The sequence below is a fragment of the Stieleria marina genome, assembly GCA_007741555.1.
In the GTDB taxonomy this organism is placed as follows: domain Bacteria; phylum Planctomycetota; class Planctomycetia; order Pirellulales; family Pirellulaceae; genus K23-9.
Genome location: CP036526.1, coordinates 2,462,002 through 2,481,667 on the forward strand (window position 1 = coordinate 2,462,002; position 19,666 = coordinate 2,481,667).

The following is a 19,666-nucleotide window of genomic DNA, read 5'->3' on the forward strand; positions in this document are numbered from 1 at the left end:
TGCTAGAAGCGTGCGTTACTTTTGGAAGTAAGCATGTTCGCTGTTTCCGCCGCTGATGACATATGCCAACAGGTCCATGATTTCGTCCTGGGTCAGTCGGTTGAACAGTCCCTTTGGCATCGCAGACACTTTGGACACTTCCATCAACTCGATCTCTTTTCGGTCGATGCTGACACGTTTGTTGGGATCGGTCAGATCAGTGTTCAACGTAAACGTGTCGCCGCTTAAGTTTACGACGACGCCGGTGTGCATCACGCCGTCATCGGTCAGCACTTTGATCGACGAAAACTGTTCGTTGATGACTTTACTGGGGTTGATGACCTGGTCGATCAAGTCGTGCGGTGAATAGCGACGACCCGCCGAAGTCAGGTCGGGGCCGGTCATTCCACCTTGATCTCCAAAGCGATGGCAGGCATAGCAGCCGGTAGCGGCAAACATCTTGCGGCCGTTGGCGAAATTGCGGTTTGCAAGTTGCGTTTTGGATGCCGCAGACAACTCGTCTAGCGTCCACTCTTTTTCGCTCCGACCTTTGAATACTTCGCCTAGGTTCTCCAAGGCGGACTTCTTAACCGGCTTTTTGGCCAGCAGTTCCGAAAGTGAAGCGGTCTGCTGGGAGCTAAGTGAAGCGACGGCATCGTTGCGAATGAACTCGATGAATTTATCGAAACTCGCACCGCCCTTGTAATTCGCTGCCTTCAGAAACCAATTGAAGTACTTCTTGTGCAGCTCGGGCGTCCAACCAGCTTTAAGCATCCGGATGCTTCGTGCGTACTGCATCTGTTCTTCTTGCGTCGGAGCGGCTTCGATCAGCGCGATTGACTTGGCGGCCGCCGTTGGTGATTGCAAAAACGCGAGCGTTTCACAAAGCAGCCAGTTCAGCTCCGCTGAGTCAGACGGAAAGAGCGGATCAAGACTGTCGATCAGTCGCAGAGTCATTGCATCATCGGGCTGGCCAAAACGGTTCAAGATGATCTGCGTGGTGCGTGCAAGAACAAGCTTCTGCGTCAGGCCTAGGCTTTTGGCGTCGATTGCAGTCACCGCGCCGAACAATTTGTCTCGCATCTGTGTATCGACGGCGGCCGCGTTGTCGCCGCGATGCTGAGGACAGACGCCAGCGGATCTAGCAAGAGCCAACAGTGCGGTCACTTGTTTGTTGGGATCAGTTTCGGACAAAGCTTTGTCCGCCCAAGTAGCGACCGGTTGATGTTCCAAAATGGTGCGAGCTGCGAATCGGATGAAGCGATCTTGGTTGGCCAGATAGGGCCAAGCGGTACCGATGGCAGCGGGATCTTGTTTGCCGTGGAATGCTTCCAGCATTTGCCTGGTTTTCCGCTCTTCGCTGCCGACGCTGTTGGGCGTGGTGGGCGCGGGATCGGTCGATTCATTTCCCACGTAAGTGACTCGGTACAGACCTGACTGCACGCGTCGGCCGCCGATGGTGAAGTACATTGCTCCATCACCCGGGTGAATGATTGCGTCTGTGATGGGGAGCGGAGCACCGGTGACGAACTCTTCTTTGGTCGCCGTGTAGGACGATCCTTCGGGTTTTAAATGCACGGCGTACAGTTTGCCCCAACTCCAGTCCAGAGCGTAGAAAGCGCTTTGGTATTTGGCGGGGAATTTTGCACCGTAGCCAAACGTGGTGCCTGTCGGCGAACCGGGGCCGATGTCGAGCGCACCGGGCAGATTGTCTGCGTAAAACGGCATGCGTTTTCCGGCACCGTTACGCCAGCCAAATTCGGCGCCACTGGTAACGTGACAGATGCGTGTTGGTCGGTACCAAGGCGTGTTGAAGTCGTATTCCATGTCCGCGTCGTACGTAAACAGTTCGCCATCGTGGTTCACGGCACCATCAAAGATGTTGCGAAAACCGGAAGCGTAGGCTTCAAACGTTTTTCCATCCGTGGTCAGGCGGTAAACAATTCCGCCGGGCGCCAGGACGCCGCGATTGTGGCCGCGACCGTCAGGCATGCTGGGCAAGAGATGGTCTTCGCCCCAGATTTGGGCGACGGGTGAGCTGTCGGCGATCTCCGGTGCTTTTGCGTTGTTGCCGGTGATCAGATAGAGCGATTCCCCATCGGGTGTGGGCATCAATGCGTGAACGCCGTGGTCACCTCGGGCTTTGATCTCGCGAAGCAATTCCACTTTGTCCAAGTTGTCGTCGCCATTGCTGTCGGTAATGCGATAGACGCCCGAAGGGATCTTTTGTTCGTAATCATTGACGCCGACATAGAGCGCGTCTTTGAACCAGACCATTCCATTGACCGCACGGATGTCGGCGGCCACCGGTTGAACCATGCTCTGACTGATCACTTGGCCCGCTGGCGGTGGAGTAATGCGGTACATGCCGCCGAACTGATCGCTAACTAGCAAGCGGCCTTTGTTGTCCGTGCAAAGGTTGACCCACGAACCCTGGTCGGTGCCGGGCACCGAATAGAGCAGTTCGACTTTGAATCCTTCGGCCGCTGTGATTCGATCGATGGGGGTGGCGGTGTTGCCGCCCACAGCGGGGCCTACTTCGGTCTGGCGTTTCGGTTTCGGCTTCGTCGCACCCTTTTTCTTTTGTTGAGCCGTCGCCACTGGCATGGCAAGAACGACAGAGAGAACGACCAGCAGGAATCGGGTGCAATACGTTGGCATAGTTTGAGCTGGGTATTTGTTTCGGTTCATTACGATTTGGCAGAGAGCCGTGAAGGTTGGTAGGTAGGACGTCGTCATTCTAGTCAAAATGCGACGTGCTGGAGTTGGCGAGAATCGGGCGGATTGCAAAAAATTCTGAAGCAGGCTCGGACGTTGATATTTCCCGACTGAAATCGCGTCGAACGAGCGGCGCTATTTCAGCAACAGCTTCTTTGTGAACACGCCTTCAGTTTCAACCGTGCTTAAAACGATTGGACCACAGACCCTGCGATCTATTTCGACAAAGCGGATTTTCTTTTGCGTGGCTTGTCGCCCGTTGGCTGTGCGTTGGGGCCGTACAGTTCCGGATACTTCGCGGCCAACTTGGCTTTCAGTTCTGGTCGGTTTTGCAGAACTTTCTGCTTTTTACGAGCCGTCGTTGGATCGCCAACGCCGCCAAGTTCTGCGGATGGTGACATCACGTCGCTTTTGAATCCGGCCAAATCCGATGGTTTGATATTGGCATAGAAGAAAGAATTGGACGTGTAGGGGCTGGGGAAATAGCCACCGACGATACTGACGTCCAGATCATCGCGAATCTGTTTTTCCCAGCCGCCGGCCCAAAGACAAGCGTTGACCATAAAACGACGCGCATCTTCGTCAAGCATGTCTTCGGACGCACCAAACGAAGTGTAGACGACTCGCGATTGCTTCTTGGCGCCTGATGGCGCCACGTATTGTGTACTTGCCCAGCCGGCGTTGACGATTGGTTTGTCGGGATGGATTTCATCGCTGGGGCCGAACGTGTTGAGCACCTGGACTTCGACAAGTGGTACTGCGCCCGACGGCAGTCGGGATTCGTAAGCGCCCGAATAGGCATGGATTTTTTTAACACCCGAGAGGATGGGGTGACTCTCTGCACCAGCCACAGCGGTGATTCGGCATCCCATCTGGTGGTTAGTTCCGTAGTGAGACTGTCCGCGCTCCTTGTGCCAAGTATTACCGAAGACTTGTTCACCCAACCCGCCGCGATAGTCTTCGCCGTCGTAATTAAAGTTCAGTTTTTCCCATTTCCCTTTTTGTCCATTGAAACAGTGCGTTGACGTGCGAACGCCGACTGCTGGACCGCCGCGTTCGAAGTAGTCGACGATCGCGTCGGCTTGTTCGTCAGGCAGGTTCATAAAACGGGTAAAGAAAAAGAGCAAGTCAGCATCCTTGAGTGCGTCGAGCCCGGGCACCGACGCCGCGCCTGCCTTAATCGCTCCTTGATCGTCGATGCCAAACAGAACAGTGCATCGGAAACCATGATGTTTAGCCAAGATTTTGGCCAATACCGGGCAAGTTTGCTCCGAGCGATATTCGTGATCATTGGCGATAAACACGATGTGTTTTCCTTTGCCAATTCCCTCGGTGCCTTCGTACACAAGCGGCTCTGCGGTCGCGGCTGCGTTGAACGCAAACAGGGACGCAGCGACAATCAGGTATCTCATCAATCGATTTCTCTATTTCAGTTTGGTTGGCTGGATCAACCCAAGATTCTAACACGCTGACTTCCGATTCGTACGATGCTGCAGTCAAGTAGTACGCGATGTTTGTCCAGTGATCGCGATCTGCGTCATCAAGCCGCATGAGCCCGCCTGTTAAATATGCACCCGAAGGTGTATGATGGGTGTGTCACGACGAATTCCAGGGCGACACATGATTTGGTCCTGCCGAACGACAAATGAACCAGAATTTCCAGCCGCAGACAGCAACAGGATGCAATTCGATGGCAGCTACCGTTATCCCCGGTCAATTGATTGACGTCACCGATGTCGGCTCGACATCGGACCCGAAATTGCTGTTGAAGTGCGACGCTTTTCGGCTGATGCGTTTGGTGCTTCCCAAGGGCAAAGAGCTCCCGACTCATACCGCACCCAAACAAATCGTTGTTCAGTGCGTCAGTGGCCGAGTTGATTTCACCGCTCTGGAAAAAACGCATGCAATGACGGCAGGCAGTTTGTTGTACTTGGATTCCGGCGAGCCGCACGCGTTAGTTGCGTTGGAGGATTCCGTCATGCTGGTGACGCTGGCGAACTAGCATGTCAAGCACGAATTCAGCCATTGTCGGTTACCACAAAGACGAAGAAGGATACTGGGTATCACAGCTGGCGTGTGGCCACAATCAGCACGTGCGCCACGACCCACCGCTGGTTCGGCGTCCTTGGGTCATGACTAGCGAGGGACGCGATTCGATGTTGGGCTACAAACTGAAATGCCAGAAGTGTCGCGAGGCCGCTCCGGCTGACCCGCGTCCGAGCAGCCAATCGAGTTAAAACAAAGCCGAGTGGAGAACAGCCGAACTAGAAACCAGCCGGCGGAACAACGAATCGCTTCCTGAAACCTCGGCGTGGCATGACCTGAGAATGATAGACGCCGAATCGTTGGTGCTGAACATCAGTGCCGACGCCTTTGTTTTCGCCGTCGATCCGAATCAATCCGTGGCAGGCCGTGGCACATTGCTCCAGTGACCACTTTCGTCTTTGCCTCGAACCTGAACGCCTTTTTCGTTCCAGCCCAGTTCGGCTCGGACATCTGCTGCGCAGTAACGAAGCGTCAGGGCACATCGCCGGCGATCGGATTCGTTCGCCTCGGACCCGTGCAGCAACAGATCGCTATGGATCGAGACATTTCCCGCGGCCAGTGGGTTGAACACTGTGTCACCATACTGCTGGGGATTTTCGATGGTTTGATTCAGCACGTTGTCTTCGTGTGAACCGCTGGGCCGATACGTCATGTGCCCGTGATGATGCGAGCCGGCAATAAACTTCATGCACGCATTTTGTTCATCCGCATCGTCAATTGCCAACCAGACCGTGACGGCCTTGGACGGGGAAAGCGGCCAGTAACTGGCGTCTTGATGCCAGGCGACCGCTTTTCCATCGCGAGGCATTTTGCAAAAGAAGTGCGATCCCCAACCAATCACATTTTCGCCCAGCAGATCAGCGACGTGGTCGACGATTCGCTGGTTTGTCAGGATATCGTGGACACGGCCGTATTTGAGGTGGGCCGAACTGATCGAGTAGCTATTGCCGCCCTGTGCCGTGACCTGATCGAGTAGATCATCGAAATAGCAGCGAATGTCGGCGATCTCGTTTAGATCAAAAATAGGAATCGGAGCGACGTAACCGGTCCGATTGAAATCGGCGATCTGATCGGAAGTTAGCCACGACGGATTGTCGTTTTCAGTCGCATGAAATCGCAAGTCTCGCTCAAGCGATTGGATTTCATCGTCTGACGGAATCATCTTGAACTCTTTCGCCATCGTCTTACGCCTTTCAGATCGTGGCCGCGGAATTGCCGTTCGAAAACGGCCGAAACCCCTCGTGTCAAAAAAACATTTCTTTCATTGACTAGACTATCTCACGCATCGGTTGGCACAACCAGACGGATGAGCTCTCGCGAAGTCGGTAACGGCAGTTTGCGAGTGCTGACCTGTCGATGCTGGCAGAATCCTTCGGTGGCTCCAGCCGGACCACTGCTACACTGCCCTGGTACTTCCACGATTCGCAGCCGTTCGTTGGCACCAATATGTTCGCCTCAGTTCGTTCACATAGATTTATCGAGCAACCCCTATGAATGATTCGTCGACGGAAAACGGCGCTACTTCGCCAATCCGTTTCGTGCTCTCGTTGGCGATTTTGGGCGCAGGCATCGCGGCGTTCTTTTGGATGGGGACGCCACACGTCGAAACACGCGAGCCTGACCGCCCCGATGCGGCCGTGGTAGAAACGTCCCTCGCGGCGAAGCACACCGAAGGGATCGACATTGTCGTCGACGGTTCGGTCGTGCCCTTCAAGCAAATTCAGATTGCTGCGCAAGTCAGCGGCCGCGTGCAGACTAAGTCACCGCAATGTCGCACCGGAAAAGCGGTTCGCGAAGGTGATCTGCTGATTCGAATCGATCCCAAGGACTACGAACTCGAGGCGAAGCGATTGAAGGAAGAATTGACGCAGGCCGATGCGATGCTAAATGAATTGCAAACCGAAGTGGATACGATTGACAATCAAATCGCGTCGGCCAAAAAACAACTGGAGTTGGACGAGCGGCAGCTGAAGCGAACGACGGAAATTTTTGATCGTCGCGCGGCGTCCGAAACGGAGTTGGATACGTCACGCCGCACAGCTCTGGGGTCACGCAGCAACTTGCAAACGCTGCAGGATCAGAAAAGTCAAATCAATCAACGACGCATTCGTTTGGAAAGCGCTAAGGCGTTGGGCGCAACCAACCTGGAAAAGGCAAATTTGGCGCTCAGTCGCACCGAGATTCGTTCTCCGATTGATGGTGTCGTTGTCAGTGAAAGTGTTGAACAAGACGGATACATTCAGACGGGCAATACGGTGATCGTCTTGCAAGATTCGTCGCGTTTGGACGTAACTTGTCAGTTGCATATGCAACAGATGCACTGGCTGTGGCAATCCAAAAGCGACGACGGAAGTGGCAGCGAAGACGACACGCAATCGCTGGCCACTGCTTTTCCGGCAACGTCTGCGAATGTGACGTACGAAATGGGCGGCAAGGTGTACGCGTGGGACGGGCTGATCGATCGCTACGACGGAGCTGGCATCGATGATCAAACTCGCATGGTGCCCTGCCGCGTGCACATTGACTCCCCGACATCTGCGAGAGTGCAATCGGATGTCGCATCAAGGACGGATGTCGCTGCGGTAAGGCCACCCACGTTGATGACCGGCATGTTTGTCAAAGTGCATGTGCGTGCCAAACCGCCGATCCCTCTGGTGCGTCTTCCGCAGCGTGCCTTACAGCCAGGCAACGTGGTCTGGACGGTCGTCGATGGAAGCCTGGTTCGAAAAGAAATTGATGTGGCGACGTCGGATGCCGAGTACGTCGTGGCTTACGAGCAACCCGGTGGCCTGCAAGTTGGTGATCAAATTGTGGTGTCACCTCTGGCTTCCCCGAACGAAGGAATGAAGGCGACGTTGCTGGCTGATTTTGAAAAACAAAAGCCCAAGCCAGCCAAAAATCGACGAGCGGGAGGTCCGGCAAAAGGCGGCAGGCCCGATGCTGATTCCAGCAAGGAACGCGAAGGACGCGCCGTGCCGAAAGAGGATACTGCATCGTGAAATCCATTGTTACCGCATCGATCACGAACCGGTCGGCGCTGAATCTATGCATGCTGGCGGTGATGGCTGTGGGAGCCTACAGCTTGTACGCGATGCGACGAGAGTCGTTCCCCGAATTTGAACTCGACCGAATCTTGGTCGTCGTTCCTTATCCGGGAGCGGCACCGCAAGAAGTGGAGCAAGGAATTGGGCAAAAGATCGAAGAGGCCGTCCGGTCGATCGAGGGGATCAAAAAAGTCACCACCGTCGCGCAGGAAGGCGCGTGCAACGTGGTGCTGGAGTTGATCGCGGGTGGCCGGATGCCGGACCGTGTGTTGGACGAAGTTCGCAGCGAAGTCGATCGAATTCCCAGCTTTCCGTTAGAAGCGGAAGACCCGCAAATCACGTTGGTTACCAACCGCAGGCCATCGATTCGACTCGGGATTTTGGCGCCTTCGTCGGTCGGAAACGACAAGGCTCAGCTGAAAGCGAACGAGGAATTGCGACTACGAGAGGTTGCCGAGCAGGTTCGCGACGACTTGCTGGCGATCAACGAAATCGCACAGGTCGATTTTTTGGCCGCGCGGGATTATCAGATTGACATCGAAATTCCCGAACAAACGCTGCGTTCTTACGGACTGACGCTTCGGCAGGCGGCCGAGATCATTCGCCGCGAAAATCGCGAGCTTCCCGCTGGTTCGATTCGTAGTCGGTCGCAAGAGGTCCTTCTGCGCGGGAACAATCGTCGTACCGAAGGGAGCGAACTGGCCAAGTTGCCTTTGGTGACTCAAAGCGACGGGGCCGTTTTGACTGTCAGCGATCTTGGCCGCGTCCGCGATGAGTTCACGGATACGACGGCGATCAATGTGATCAACGGGAGACCTGCACTCGCCATGTCCGTGCAGCGAAGCACGTCGCAAGATTTGTTTGAGATGATCGATGCTGTCGAAGCGTTTGTTGCAGCGGTCGATCTGCCACCCGGTTTTGAGATCGTGACGTGGAGCGATGAATCGGTCGAAGTGCGTGGGCGATTGGATCTGCTGGTACGTAACGGCATGCAAGGATTGATCATCGTTTTTGTGTTGTTGATGTTGTTCTTGGATCCCAAGTTGGCGTTTTGGGTGGCGTTTGGGATTCCTTTTTCGTTCTTGGTGTCGGGCATGTTTCTGTACATGACGGGCCAAACGCTGAACCAAATCTCCATGTTCGCGTTTGTCATGGCGCTAGGGATCATCGTCGACGACGCGATCGTGGTGGGCGAAAATGTGTTTGCACATCGGCAAATGGGAAAATCGTTTGTGCGGGCTGCCATCGATGGCACCACCGAAGTGATTCCTTCGGTGACCACCGCGGTTCTGACCACCATCGTCGCATTCGCACCGTTACTGTTTGTCAGCGGAACCATGGGCAAATTCACCGCTGTGATGCCGGCGGCGATCATCGCGATGTTGTTTGCATCGTTGATCGAATGCGTCACGATTCTTCCGTGTCACTTGGCACATAGCGATAGTTTGATTTTCAAAATCATCGATACTGTTTTCTATGCGTTCCGCTGGTTGATGATCCCAGCAAGGTTCGCCAATCGTCATGCGTCACGTCTTCTGGACGCTTACGTTGACAAAATTTATCGTCCCACTTTGGATTGGTCGCTGGCGAATCGGTTGATTGTGACGGCGGTTTGTGCCGCATCGCTGTTCGTGGTCGCCGGGATGTGGCGTTCGGGAGTGATCAAGTTCAGTATCTTTCCGCGAGTGGACGGCAACACGCTTAACGCAACCGTTGTCTTTCCCGACGGAACTCCCGAATCAGTAACGGATGAAGCGACACGCCGGTGCGAAGAAGCGTTTTGGCGCATTGCTGATCGGTACGAAAAGAAGGGCACGCCGATCGCCAAGAATTCTTTTCGCGTTGTCGGCGCATCAGTTGCGTCTAGTGGACCGGGCGGATCATCGATGTCGTCGGCCAATGGTGGTCACAAAGGCAGCGTGGAAATCGAATTGGTCCGTGCGGAAGATCGCGGTGTTCATAGTCGAGCAATCGTGGCACAGTGGCGCGAAGAAGTCGGGACGATTGTCGGGACCGAGCAATTGAGTTTGGGGACTCGATCGTTTGGGCCGGGAGGAACTCCGATCGAATTCAAGCTGCTGGCGGCTTCCGCCAATGTTGAATCGTTGGAAGCAGCCGTCGAAGCATGCAAGGAAAAACTGGCCGAGTATCCCGGCGTTTTCGACATCAAAGATGACAGTGTGCCGGGAAAATGGGAGTACCGTTTTCGCATCAAGCCTGAAGCGTTTGCGATGGGTGTGCGAACGGCCGACTTGGCGGAAACCGTTCGCGCGGCTTATTACGGCGAAGAGGTCATGCGGGTGCAGCGTGGTCGCCATGAAGTGAAAATCATGGTGACTTATCCGCGAGAAGATCGCAGACTGCTATCGAATTTTGATGAGATTCGCGTGCGTTTGGACGACGGCGTGCAGCGGCCCATTACGGAACTCGCTGAAATTGATGTTGTGCGAAGTTATTCCGAAATCAATCGAATCGATCAGTCGCGTTCGATTACGGTATCGGCGGATTTGGATGAAACGGTGGGCAATGCGGGGGAAATTGTGGCCGACCTGCAATCCAACTTTATGCCGTTGCTGGAACAAGACCATCCAAAAATACGCGTACGTTGGGAAGGTCAGCAAGAACAGCGTAGCGAATCCATGGGAAGTCTGTTTCGTGGTTTCGCGGTGGCGATGCTATGCATGTTCGTGTTGCTGGCGATCGAATTTAAATCGGCGATTCAGCCCGCGCTCGTGATGTTGATCATTCCGTTTGGTGCCCTCGGTGCTGTCATCGGACACGTCGTGATGGGGTTGCCGCTGACGTTGTTTAGCTTCTACGGCATCATCGCTTTGACTGGAATTGTGGTGAACGATTCGATTGTGTTGATCGATTTTATCAACTCGCGCGTTCGGGCCGGCGTGCCGATCAACGGCGCGCTCCGGCAATCTGGAGTGCGACGTTTTCGTCCGGTTCTGCTGACGACCATCACGACCATCGGCGGGCTCTTTCCGATCTTGATGGAGTCCTCGATTCAGGCACAGATCTTGATCCCGATGGCGACCAGCATTGCCTTTGGTGAACTGTTTGCCACGGTCATCGTTTTGTATTTAGTGCCAGTGACCTATTCGTTGTACTGGAGCGCTGGTGGACGGCTGGACGGTGATCATTTGCTCGACGATTTGCCCTCAACCGAGGCTGGCGAAACTACGCCATCGGTGCAACCGGTACGACCTGCGTAGACTATTCCAGCCGCAATCGGTTTCGGTGAATAAGTCAATCTGGGTGGGTGGCACTCGGCTCTCTTGTGAATAGGTGGGATACGTTTCAAGAGCAGGTTGTCCAGCGAGATCGTGGACGTCTCGTTAGTTTGAACCGTCGCGTTCGCCCCACCTTCAGATACGAACACCGCAATGCACACGCCCGCCACTACTGGATTAAATTCTGCTCCGCACCTGCCCCCAGTTGTCGCTTCTGAACCAAATTCCACGATCGCGGTTTTAGAGGACGAAATCGATCAACTGGCTTCTGCCCTGGCAGCTCGATTCGAGGAGCTGACGCTGATTCATGACTTGTCGCAAAGTCTGACGTTGGGCGAAGAGTCGTCGAGCATTGTTGAAACTCTTTTAGATGAATTGCGACCGTGTACGTCTGCCAGTTCGTTGGCCATTTTGTTAGAGCCTGACGATACCAGTAATGGCGAAGCATCGATGCACGTTGTCGGCGAAACGGTCGAGATGGACTGGCTGAACGAGCTTGCCATCAGAGCCGAAGAGATTTCCGAGGAAGTATCGGGCGGCTCACGGTCGATTTCGATCGTCAATCGCTTGGCGATCGACTATGACAAATTTGTTCGCATCGTGGTCGTGCCGATCGATCGTCGCAATCAGTTGCTTGGGCGAATGATTGCCATTCGCACGGCGGACCAGCCAGAATTTGGTACGACCGAAGGTGACTTGATGCGTTCGACGTCGATGATGCTGGGGGTGCACCTGATCAACCAGCGACAGTTCTTAGAACTGCAGCAAATGTTTGAAGGCACGATTCAGTCTTTGGTATCTGCATTGGACGCCAAAGACGCTTACACCTGTGGACACAGTACCCGCGTGTCAGAGCTGACTGTCGAATTGGCGAAGCGACTGGATTATGGCGACGAAGGCATTTCTCGCGTCCGCATGGGCGGCATCCTACACGATATCGGAAAGATCGGCGTCGATGATGCGGTGCTTTGCAAACCTGGCAAATTGACGGAGGAAGAGTTTGATCAGATTAAACAGCACCCGGTTTTGGGATACGAAATTCTAAAGGGCATCCGTCAGTTTTCACACATCTTGCCAGCCGTCCGTCATCACCACGAATCATGGGATGGCACTGGATATCCCGATGGCTTGGCGGGCGACGACATTCCACGCGACGCTCAGATCATGGCCGTTGCCGATGCTTTTGACGCGATGACCAGCGATCGTCCTTACCGGTCGGGAATGTGCCTGGAGAAAGTAATCTCGATTTTTCAAAGCGGGCGGGGATCACAGTGGGCAGCCGACGTAGTCGACACCTTGTTAGGCATGCCGGAAGTCATGGAGCGATACGCTCACAAAGAGTCTGACAAGTAATCGATCGGTTAGGTGCAAAGCAGCTCGGCCGCTTAACATTCGCGCCGGTCATTTCCGCCTCCCGAAAGTGACCGACGTTGCCTCCGTGACACCGGCGGGCTACCGCTTCGCCAGCGAAATTGATTTCAAGTGCTTCATGCTTTGCTGAATGCTCTTGATCGGATGTGGCGAGTGATCTTGTTCGACATGACAGATGTCCACGCCAGCTTCTTCGGCCGCTTCGATGATCGGTTCCATTGCGATGACGCCGTCACCAAGTTCCTCGAACGCTTCTTTAGGAATACCGCTGTACGCCGGTGCTTTGATTTCCTTGTTCAAGTCTTTCAAGTGCAGCTGCGACACGCGACCTTTAAGCTGTCGGATCATCTCCACCGGATCGCGCCCGCCGAGCTGAATCCAAAACACATCCACTTCAAAGTGCATGTCAGGCGAGAATCGTTCGATCAGAGTGTCGTAACCAATCTTGCCGCCTTCCATCGGCTCGAACTCAAACGAATGGTTGTGATACGAAAGTTGAACGCCCGCCGACTTGGCTTCCTCGGCGCCCTTGTTGCATCGATCACAAAGCACTTTGTAGTCATCGAGCGACTTACGATTCTTGTCCGCCAGATAGGGAATGACCAAGTGCTTCAGACCGGCTTTGTTTGCTGCTTCCAAAATTTCGGAAAACGGCTTCACGCCTTTCTGGTCAGGGTTGACCACGCTGTCCCAGTCAAAGTGCGTTGATCGAATCGCAAGTCCGTTGTCGGCAGCGGCTTTCATCATCGGTTCGGCGTTGGGAAATCCATAGCATTCGACTTGCTGATAACCTGCGTCAGCGACTGCCTTCAGCGTTGCGTTGACATCATTTTTGATTTCGTTTCGCAACGTATAAAGTTGGATTCCGATTTCCTTTCGGTACCGATTGTCAGGATCCAGCGCAAACAGGCTCTGAGGACGTGTGATTGCGAGAGCGGCGCCTGCTGTGGCACCTAAGAAATGACGTCTTTTCATGAATAGCTCCAAAATTCCGCGGATTGACAGTCAAAATAATAACCCAGCGAAACAGATTCGTCGTGACTCCAAATGCTGCGAATTAGTAAACGGAGCTTCGATGCCGCTATTTTTGACCCGAAAAACACGACTCTGCCCTGCCGCTGCCCTATCGCCTACGAACCCAGTAAAATCTCAGCTGCGTCGGACGCTTTGCTGCCCACCCCTAATTTTCCCGCCTGAGATTTAAATGATGAACTTGACTCGCTTGTTCAACAAAAATTTGATTGTCAATTGTTGTTTGGTGCTCTTTGTGGCCACCACAGTGTCTGCCGAGACTTGGCCGCAGTACCGCGGCATCGACGGTGACGGCAAATCGCCCGAAACGATTGGCAACAGTCGTTGGACTTCATCGGCTCCCAAAGTTCTGTGGAAATCCCCCACTCCCCTTGGGTTCAGTTCTTTTACGATCTTCGACGGGCGTGCTTTCACCGTGATCGCCAAAGACGGCCGCGAGCAGTGTCTTGCAATGGATGCGGCAACCGGCAAGGAAATTTGGTTGGCGCCGCTGGGGTCCAGTGAATACAAGCAAGGCGGTGGCAATGCCGGGGCGAAAGACAACAAAGGCGGTGATGGCCCGCGTTCGACGCCGACGACCGATGGCAAGCATGTTTACGTTTACGATTCGTACATGAAACTGACTTGTTTGGACGCCAAAACGGGACAGCAAGTTTGGCAGCGTGACATCGAAGCAGAACACTCTGGGCGGAACATCAAGTGGCTCAATGCAACTTCGCCGGTCATCGATGGCGATGCGTTGTATCTGGCCGGTGGTGGAGCTGGCGAATCGTTTCTGGCCATCAACAAAAACTCGGGTGATGTGATCTGGAAAAGCGGTGACGAAACGATGACGCATGCCACGCCAACTCTGGCGACGATTGACGGTCAAAAACAGTTGATCTACTTCATGCAATCTGGCCTTGTTTCGATCGATCCGGCGAACGGAAAACAACTTTGGAAAGCAGTCTTTAAGTTCAGTGTTTCGACTGCAGCGTCGCCTGTTGTCGAAGGAAACTTGGTTTACTGTTCAGCTGGCTACGGCGTCGGTGCCGCTGTATTTCGGGTGAATGGATCGTCGGAGCCGGATGAAGTTTGGTTCAAACCAAATGAACTGATGAATCACTGGAGCACACCGGTCGTCCACGACGGACACTTGTACGGTTTGTTTGAATTTAAAAAGTACGGTACCGCACCGCTGCAATGCGTCGAATTGGCCACCGGCGAAATCAAATGGTCGCAGCGTGGATTCGGTCCTGGCAACTGCATCAAGGTCGGCGACAAACTGGTCGTCTTGAGCGATGCCGGTGACGTTGTGTTGGCGGACGCCAAACCCGACGGCTACAACGAAACTGGTCGCATCAAAGCAATCAGCGGAAAGTGCTGGTCGACGCCTGCGTACAGCGACGGACGAATTTTCGTTCGCAGCACCCAAGAGGCCGCGTGTTTGGACGTGCGATAAGGCCCTTCGGTAGGGCTCGCTTTTTCTGTATTACTCAATCGAGCCGTCGATATGACAAGGATCCCTTCAGCAGTGCTGCTGTTTTTTGCATTCGCGGTACCCTTCGCGGATGCGGAAGATCGATTGAAAGCGTCTGCACAGGCGCCTGCCAATCACGTCTCGTTTCGCAGCACTGCAACCGGGGGCCTGTACGTGGATCAAGAGCTGATGGCGGAGTACGTCGCAGCCAAAGATCGCTACGAATCACTTCGCCGCAATCGTTATCGTTCGGCGGATTTCTTGGGGCTGGCGGCGGAGGAATTTTTAGCAGCGGAAAAGAAGTTCGTTGCACTGGCAGCCAAGGTCGAATCTGCCGCCGTTCTTGTCTCACCTTTCACTGTTTACCGCCGCCGTGAGACGGAGTCTTTTCAGCTGGGGAGTTCAAATCAAATCGTCATCACTGCCGATGACGTGAACCTTCGCGGTTGGAACGGAGACGACATTAAATGCGTTGTCGAAAAAGCGGTGTTGGGAACCGAGTCGCCCGACGACGCCGAGTTTGACGCAATCAAGGTCGAGCACGAGGTTCGGCCAGCCGATGATTGGGTCGGTGTGACGGACGAAGTTCGCAAGCAGCAAGAAGATGCCTTTTTGGAATCAAAGAGCGGCAAGGACGCGACCGAGGCGGGGCTGAAGTTTCGCAAGGAGTTGATTGAAAAGAACCGCGAACATTACAGCGTTTATCGCCCCTTGCAGGGCCAACGTGTCAACACACTGCAAGTGGTGGGGCTGTCCGCCCAGGAAGGCAACGTGCACTTGACGGGCGAGATCGTTTCGCCAGGTGGCGGCAAATCGATGTCCGGTTATTGGCGCCGTAGCGCAAAAGTCACCATCTATGTGCCGAAGTGTCAGTATGTGGCAGTGCGCGGATGCATGGTCGCCGTGAACATCAAGAGCGTGCAGGCCAACTTGATTTTAACGACCGATGGATCGCTCGACCGAAGTTACGGTGCTGATTTTCACGTGAGCGACATTGACGGTGATCTCTCGATTCGGCAGGCACCCATTCGCCGGATCATTGGAATTCAGGGGGACGTGCAATTCATCCAGACCGACGAAGTGACCAACACATCGACTCGGCACAGTGGCGGAGTGCGGACGACGTCATCACCCCCGCCAGACCCGACATTGATTGGTGATATCGGTGGCAATTTGAATGGGCATTTTGTCCGCGCTGATTTGTCGCTACGAAACCTGCGCGGAGAAATCAGTGTCTTCAACGAGTATGGCAATACGCAGATCGACGTTGCCGCAAATTTGAAAAACACTACGCATCGCATCGCGTCACACAGTGGCGTCATTCGGTTGTCGGGGCAAGCCGTCCCCGATGACTATCCCGATTTGGAAGTGAATGACTTGGTCGGAGTACCCTTGCATGCTTTCACCCAGACCGGCACGGTGAAAGTTCGTGGCTTGCGCAAACGCTTGCAAGACAAGTCGTACACCAGTGGTGGGCGTGGCTGGCAAGGATTTCGTTCGCCGACCGATGGGGTTTCGTTTACTGACTTCAATCGCCCCAACGCGGCTTGGGAAAACTCCCCTCGCAGTGCCGGGATCGACATTGTTAGCAGCGCGGGCACGGTTGTCATCGAATCCAAACGTCATTGATCCATGACTAAATTCAACCAGCGGCCGGCAGATTCCGAGGTCGAAGTGCCAGAGGTTACCTTTTTCTGGCATGGTATTTCGTGCTGCGAGTTTGTGGTGGATGCTGTGCTAGAACCGGCCCTGTTTCGACGACTTGGATTGGCGGGCGAACGCATTCGCAAATCGTCAATCGCAGACGGTGCCATCAACTCTTACCAGTCGCTGGGCCTCTATTGGAATCGGCCTCAGTTCGATCGCGAAGAGCTAGTAGAGAGCATCCTGAGCATTTTGGACGAATGTCTCAGCATCGACGACGCGGCCTGTGGCGCAACAGTCCATAAGCATGTCGTTGAAGTTGACTATCAAGGCCCTGATTTGGCTAGCGTTTCGGATCATTGTGGACTGTCACCGGCAGAAGTCATTCGTCGTCATGTTGACGGAAACTACGCTGTCGCGGCGATCGGCTTCATGCCAAATTTTGCGTACCTGTGGGGAATGGATGCTGGCATCGCCACTCCAAGGAAAGCATCGCCGCGGCCTCGTGTTCCTGTGGGCTCACTGGGGATCGCCAATGACCAAACCGGTATCTATCCGTGCGAGAGTCCTGGCGGGTGGCAATTGATCGGTCAAGTCGCTGATCGAGATTGCCGCAAAACCTGTGCCCAGATGCGAGTCGGTGACGTTGTCCAGTTCGTCGATTCAAGTGGGCGATCAACATGTTGATTAACGCGGACGTTGGTGAATCAAACGCCGGTAGCGAAATCGATTTGCAACTCTTGCAGCACGTCGACCTTCTCAATATCGCTTTGGGCGCGCACGCGGGAGACGTGGATTGGAATCGTCAGCTTTGTGATCTTGCGACGGCTGAGGGCAAGAAAGTTTCGATTCATCCTGGTTATCCCGATCGTGAAGGATTCGGACGACGTCAACTAGACATGCCGTGGACATCGCTTTGCAGATCGCTGGACCAGCAGCGTAGTGTGTTGCCCGAAATCACGACGTGTAAATTTCACGGCGCGATCTACAACCGTTCGCTAACAGACGTGGACTTCGCGGGGCAGTTGGTCAAATGGTGCGTGTCGGCCGGGATTGTCGAACTGATTGCGCCGGCGGACAGCTACATCGCGGTGGAAGCTCGGTCTTGCGAAATCGCAGTTCTTCGTGAAGCATTTGCTGATCGTCGTTACCAGTTTGCTCAGGGGCAACTGACGCTGGTTCCGCGATCGGAGCCTGGTGCAGTCATCGACGATCCGAAGCTTGCTATCGATCAAGTGGCAGAAATCGCTCTCCGCAGTCGCGTGCAGCTGGCTGACGGGCTTTACTACGACATTGCCTGCGACACGATCTGTTTGCATGGCGACAGGGCCACGGCCGTCGAATTGGCCGCGCGAATGAACCAGTGGAGACCGCGTCCATGATTCGGGTCCATCGTGGAATGTATCGCTTTGTTCAAGCTGCGGACTACTCGCGGTTGCATGCTGGCTATGCTCCCAGTGGACCGCAGGATCGATTCTCCTGCCAGATGACAAATCAGTTGTTGGGCAATGATCCGCTTGCGGGTGCGATCGAATTTACGTTGGCACCGGCGGCGTTAACGATCCAACAAGATTGCCATTTGGTAGTGGGCGGCGCGCCGTGCGAATGCCGCATTGACGGTGCCGAGCAGCCAGAATGGACCGTCGTTCAGGCGAATGCGGGAAGCGAAATGACAATTCGATTGGGACCCACCGGGTGCCGCGTCTACGTTGGCATGGCCGGTGGAGTGGAGGCGAACTTGGATGCTAGCGTCGATGCGGCGGGAGTATTCCGCGGGAATCCGCTTGCCGCAAAAATCGGCCGCACATTGCGGGTAGGTAAGCAGTCGTGGGCACCGGAGTTTGGTGTGGTCCGCGTGCTTCCCGGTCCCGAATTTGAAAGCAGCCTGGCGGACGATATCGCCGATCGTCATTGGGAGATCGCAGAGCAAAGTAATTCGGTCGGACTACGATTGGCGGGCAAAAAACTGCCGCTGCCATCCTATGACATCCTGTCAGCGCCGGTGCAAGACGGAACGATTCAAGCAACGCAGTCGGGATTGCTGGCGTTGCTCCGGGATCGCGGAACGTTGGGCGGCTACCCGCGCGTCGCAACCGTGATTGATTGCGATGTGGATCGGTTGGCCCAATTTCGTCCTGGACAGCAACTACGGTTTCAGTGGGTTGACCAAAACGAAGCCATCGAAGCGATCCGGCTTCAGCAACTTGCACTGAGCGATTTGCAATCCGACGTTGGACGTCACTAGGCTGTCCGTCAAACAACGGCTTCGGCAAGCAGTTCTTTCAGTCGATCCGCATCGTTGGATTCGGTTTTAGCGACGAATCCCCGTTTGTGGGCGAAACGGACATCTTCGTGGTGTTCGATCTTGGTGAAATCAACTTGCATGCTGTCTTGAAAACGGCTCATTCCGTAGCCCTCTCCACGTCGGTCAGGGTAGACCATCGCCACGATTTCATCTTTCTTGCCTTCGCCGATGATGAACTGATAAAGTCCAAACGATGGCTCATCGTCCGGGGTGACTGCGCGGGGCAGATAAACCGCTTCGATCGTTTTTTCGCCCGATTGAATCGTCCAGTACTGACAGACCTGTTTTAGATGGTCCAAGCGGGCGCGTAGATTTTGCACGTAGCCGACCAAGTCTTCGCCGACCATCGCCATCACTTGGTAGATCGGATCATCTGGCGTCAATGTTTGTTGCAATGCGAAACGACGAAGCAGTGTGATGTCGATGGGCGAAAGCAATGCGTTGAAAGCGTCGCGATCAATCCCCATTTCTTTGGCGGTTTCGACAGGGCCGCGGGAATCCAACCACTCAGCTGGCCGCAACCAATTGCAAAATGCCAGCGCGTCTTCGTAGATCCCCACGTCCTGCAGAACTAGCGAAAGTGCGCAGCAGGGCGGATGATCTTTTGGGAATTGGTGATGATCAAAATTGCTGAGCGATGGTTCGTGTGAACCGCCCACGTCAATGACGCCGATTTCGACGTTGGCCAAATCCTCGTCCGTCGGATCACGGCGCTCAATGGGGGCACCATGCAAGTGAGCCAAAACGCAGCAGGCCAAGAAGTCGTCTTTGTGGGCGCCGCCTGGATGGGTGACGATGGTTTTTAACGGCGTCATAAGTCTTTATCTAA

General features: G+C 54.5%; 15 protein-coding genes. 10 read left to right on the forward strand and 5 right to left on the reverse strand.

The genetic code is table 11. The annotated features are described in order from the left end of the window. Positions 1 to 15 precede the first annotated feature (15 nt). Positions 16 to 2,670, reverse strand: coding sequence for a c-type cytochrome (locus K239x_RS08465; protein WP_419189829.1), 2,655 nt, complete (start codon positions 2,668 to 2,670; stop codon positions 16 to 18). 242 nt (positions 2,671 to 2,912) lie between these two features. Next, positions 2,913 to 4,109 (reverse strand): ThuA domain-containing protein, encoded by a 1,197-nt coding sequence (locus tag K239x_RS08470; protein ID WP_145417408.1) that lies wholly within the window; start codon positions 4,107 to 4,109, stop codon positions 2,913 to 2,915. 278 nt (positions 4,110 to 4,387) lie between these two features. Here K239x_RS08470 and K239x_RS08475 point away from each other — a divergent pair, with 278 nt between their 5' ends. Then, positions 4,388 to 4,699 (forward strand): cupin domain-containing protein, encoded by a 312-nt coding sequence (locus K239x_RS08475; protein ID WP_145417409.1) that lies wholly within the window; start codon positions 4,388 to 4,390, stop codon positions 4,697 to 4,699. 1 nt (position 4,700) lies between these two features. Beyond that, positions 4,701 to 4,934, forward strand: coding sequence for a DUF3565 domain-containing protein (locus K239x_RS08480; RefSeq protein WP_145417410.1), 234 nt, complete (start codon positions 4,701 to 4,703; stop codon positions 4,932 to 4,934). Between the two features lie 158 nt (positions 4,935 to 5,092). Here K239x_RS08480 and K239x_RS08485 read toward each other — a convergent pair whose 3' ends face one another. After that, positions 5,093 to 5,905 (reverse strand): phytanoyl-CoA dioxygenase family protein, encoded by an 813-nt coding sequence (locus K239x_RS08485; RefSeq protein WP_419189830.1) that lies wholly within the window; start codon positions 5,903 to 5,905, stop codon positions 5,093 to 5,095. A gap of 328 nt (positions 5,906 to 6,233) precedes the next feature. Here K239x_RS08485 and K239x_RS08490 point away from each other — a divergent pair, with 328 nt between their 5' ends. The 3 genes from K239x_RS08490 to K239x_RS08500 all read left to right on the forward strand — a co-directional run bounded on the left by K239x_RS08490 (position 6,234) and on the right by K239x_RS08500 (position 12,379). After that, positions 6,234 to 7,742 (forward strand): efflux RND transporter periplasmic adaptor subunit, encoded by a 1,509-nt coding sequence (locus tag K239x_RS08490; RefSeq protein WP_145417412.1) that lies wholly within the window; start codon positions 6,234 to 6,236, stop codon positions 7,740 to 7,742. Continuing rightward, complete coding sequence (locus K239x_RS08495; protein ID WP_145417413.1) at positions 7,739 to 11,008, forward strand: efflux RND transporter permease subunit; 3,270 nt, start codon at positions 7,739 to 7,741, stop codon at positions 11,006 to 11,008. Before K239x_RS08490 ends, K239x_RS08495 begins: the two co-directional genes overlap by 4 nt. Positions 11,009 to 11,179: 171 nt before the next feature. Continuing rightward, entirely contained in the window at positions 11,180 to 12,379 is a 1,200-nt protein-coding gene (locus tag K239x_RS08500; protein WP_145417414.1) for an HD-GYP domain-containing protein, read from the forward strand. A 99-nt stretch (positions 12,380 to 12,478) separates the two neighbouring features. Here K239x_RS08500 and K239x_RS08505 read toward each other — a convergent pair whose 3' ends face one another. Further along, positions 12,479 to 13,372: a sugar phosphate isomerase/epimerase family protein gene (locus K239x_RS08505; protein WP_145417415.1), complete on the reverse strand. Its 894-nt coding sequence runs from the start codon at positions 13,370 to 13,372 to the stop codon at positions 12,479 to 12,481. A 229-nt stretch (positions 13,373 to 13,601) separates the two neighbouring features. Here K239x_RS08505 and K239x_RS08510 point away from each other — a divergent pair, with 229 nt between their 5' ends. Genes K239x_RS08510 through K239x_RS08530 form a run of 5 tightly spaced genes read left to right on the forward strand, consistent with a single transcriptional unit; the run spans position 13,602 to position 18,777 of the window. Next, complete coding sequence (locus tag K239x_RS08510; RefSeq protein WP_419189831.1) at positions 13,602 to 14,870, forward strand: outer membrane protein assembly factor BamB family protein; 1,269 nt, start codon at positions 13,602 to 13,604, stop codon at positions 14,868 to 14,870. Between the two features lie 51 nt (positions 14,871 to 14,921). Then, positions 14,922 to 16,517: a hypothetical protein gene (locus tag K239x_RS08515; RefSeq protein ID WP_145417416.1), complete on the forward strand. Its 1,596-nt coding sequence runs from the start codon at positions 14,922 to 14,924 to the stop codon at positions 16,515 to 16,517. Positions 16,518 to 16,520: 3 nt separating this feature from the next. Further along, positions 16,521 to 17,219 carry a 5-oxoprolinase subunit B family protein gene (locus K239x_RS08520; protein ID WP_145417417.1) on the forward strand — a complete coding sequence of 233 codons (699 nt, stop codon included), beginning with the start codon at positions 16,521 to 16,523 and terminating at the stop codon, positions 17,217 to 17,219. Beyond that, entirely contained in the window at positions 17,213 to 17,914 is a 702-nt protein-coding gene (locus K239x_RS08525) for a LamB/YcsF family protein (RefSeq protein ID WP_145417418.1), read from the forward strand. Before K239x_RS08520 ends, K239x_RS08525 begins: the two co-directional genes overlap by 7 nt. Beyond that, complete coding sequence (locus K239x_RS08530; protein WP_145417419.1) at positions 17,911 to 18,777, forward strand: 5-oxoprolinase subunit C family protein; 867 nt, start codon at positions 17,911 to 17,913, stop codon at positions 18,775 to 18,777. Before K239x_RS08525 ends, K239x_RS08530 begins: the two co-directional genes overlap by 4 nt. 8 nt (positions 18,778 to 18,785) lie before the next feature. Here K239x_RS08530 and K239x_RS08535 read toward each other — a convergent pair whose 3' ends face one another. Further along, entirely contained in the window at positions 18,786 to 19,652 is an 867-nt protein-coding gene (locus K239x_RS08535; protein ID WP_145417420.1) for an MYG1 family protein, read from the reverse strand. Between the last annotated feature and the right edge of the window lie 14 nt (positions 19,653 to 19,666).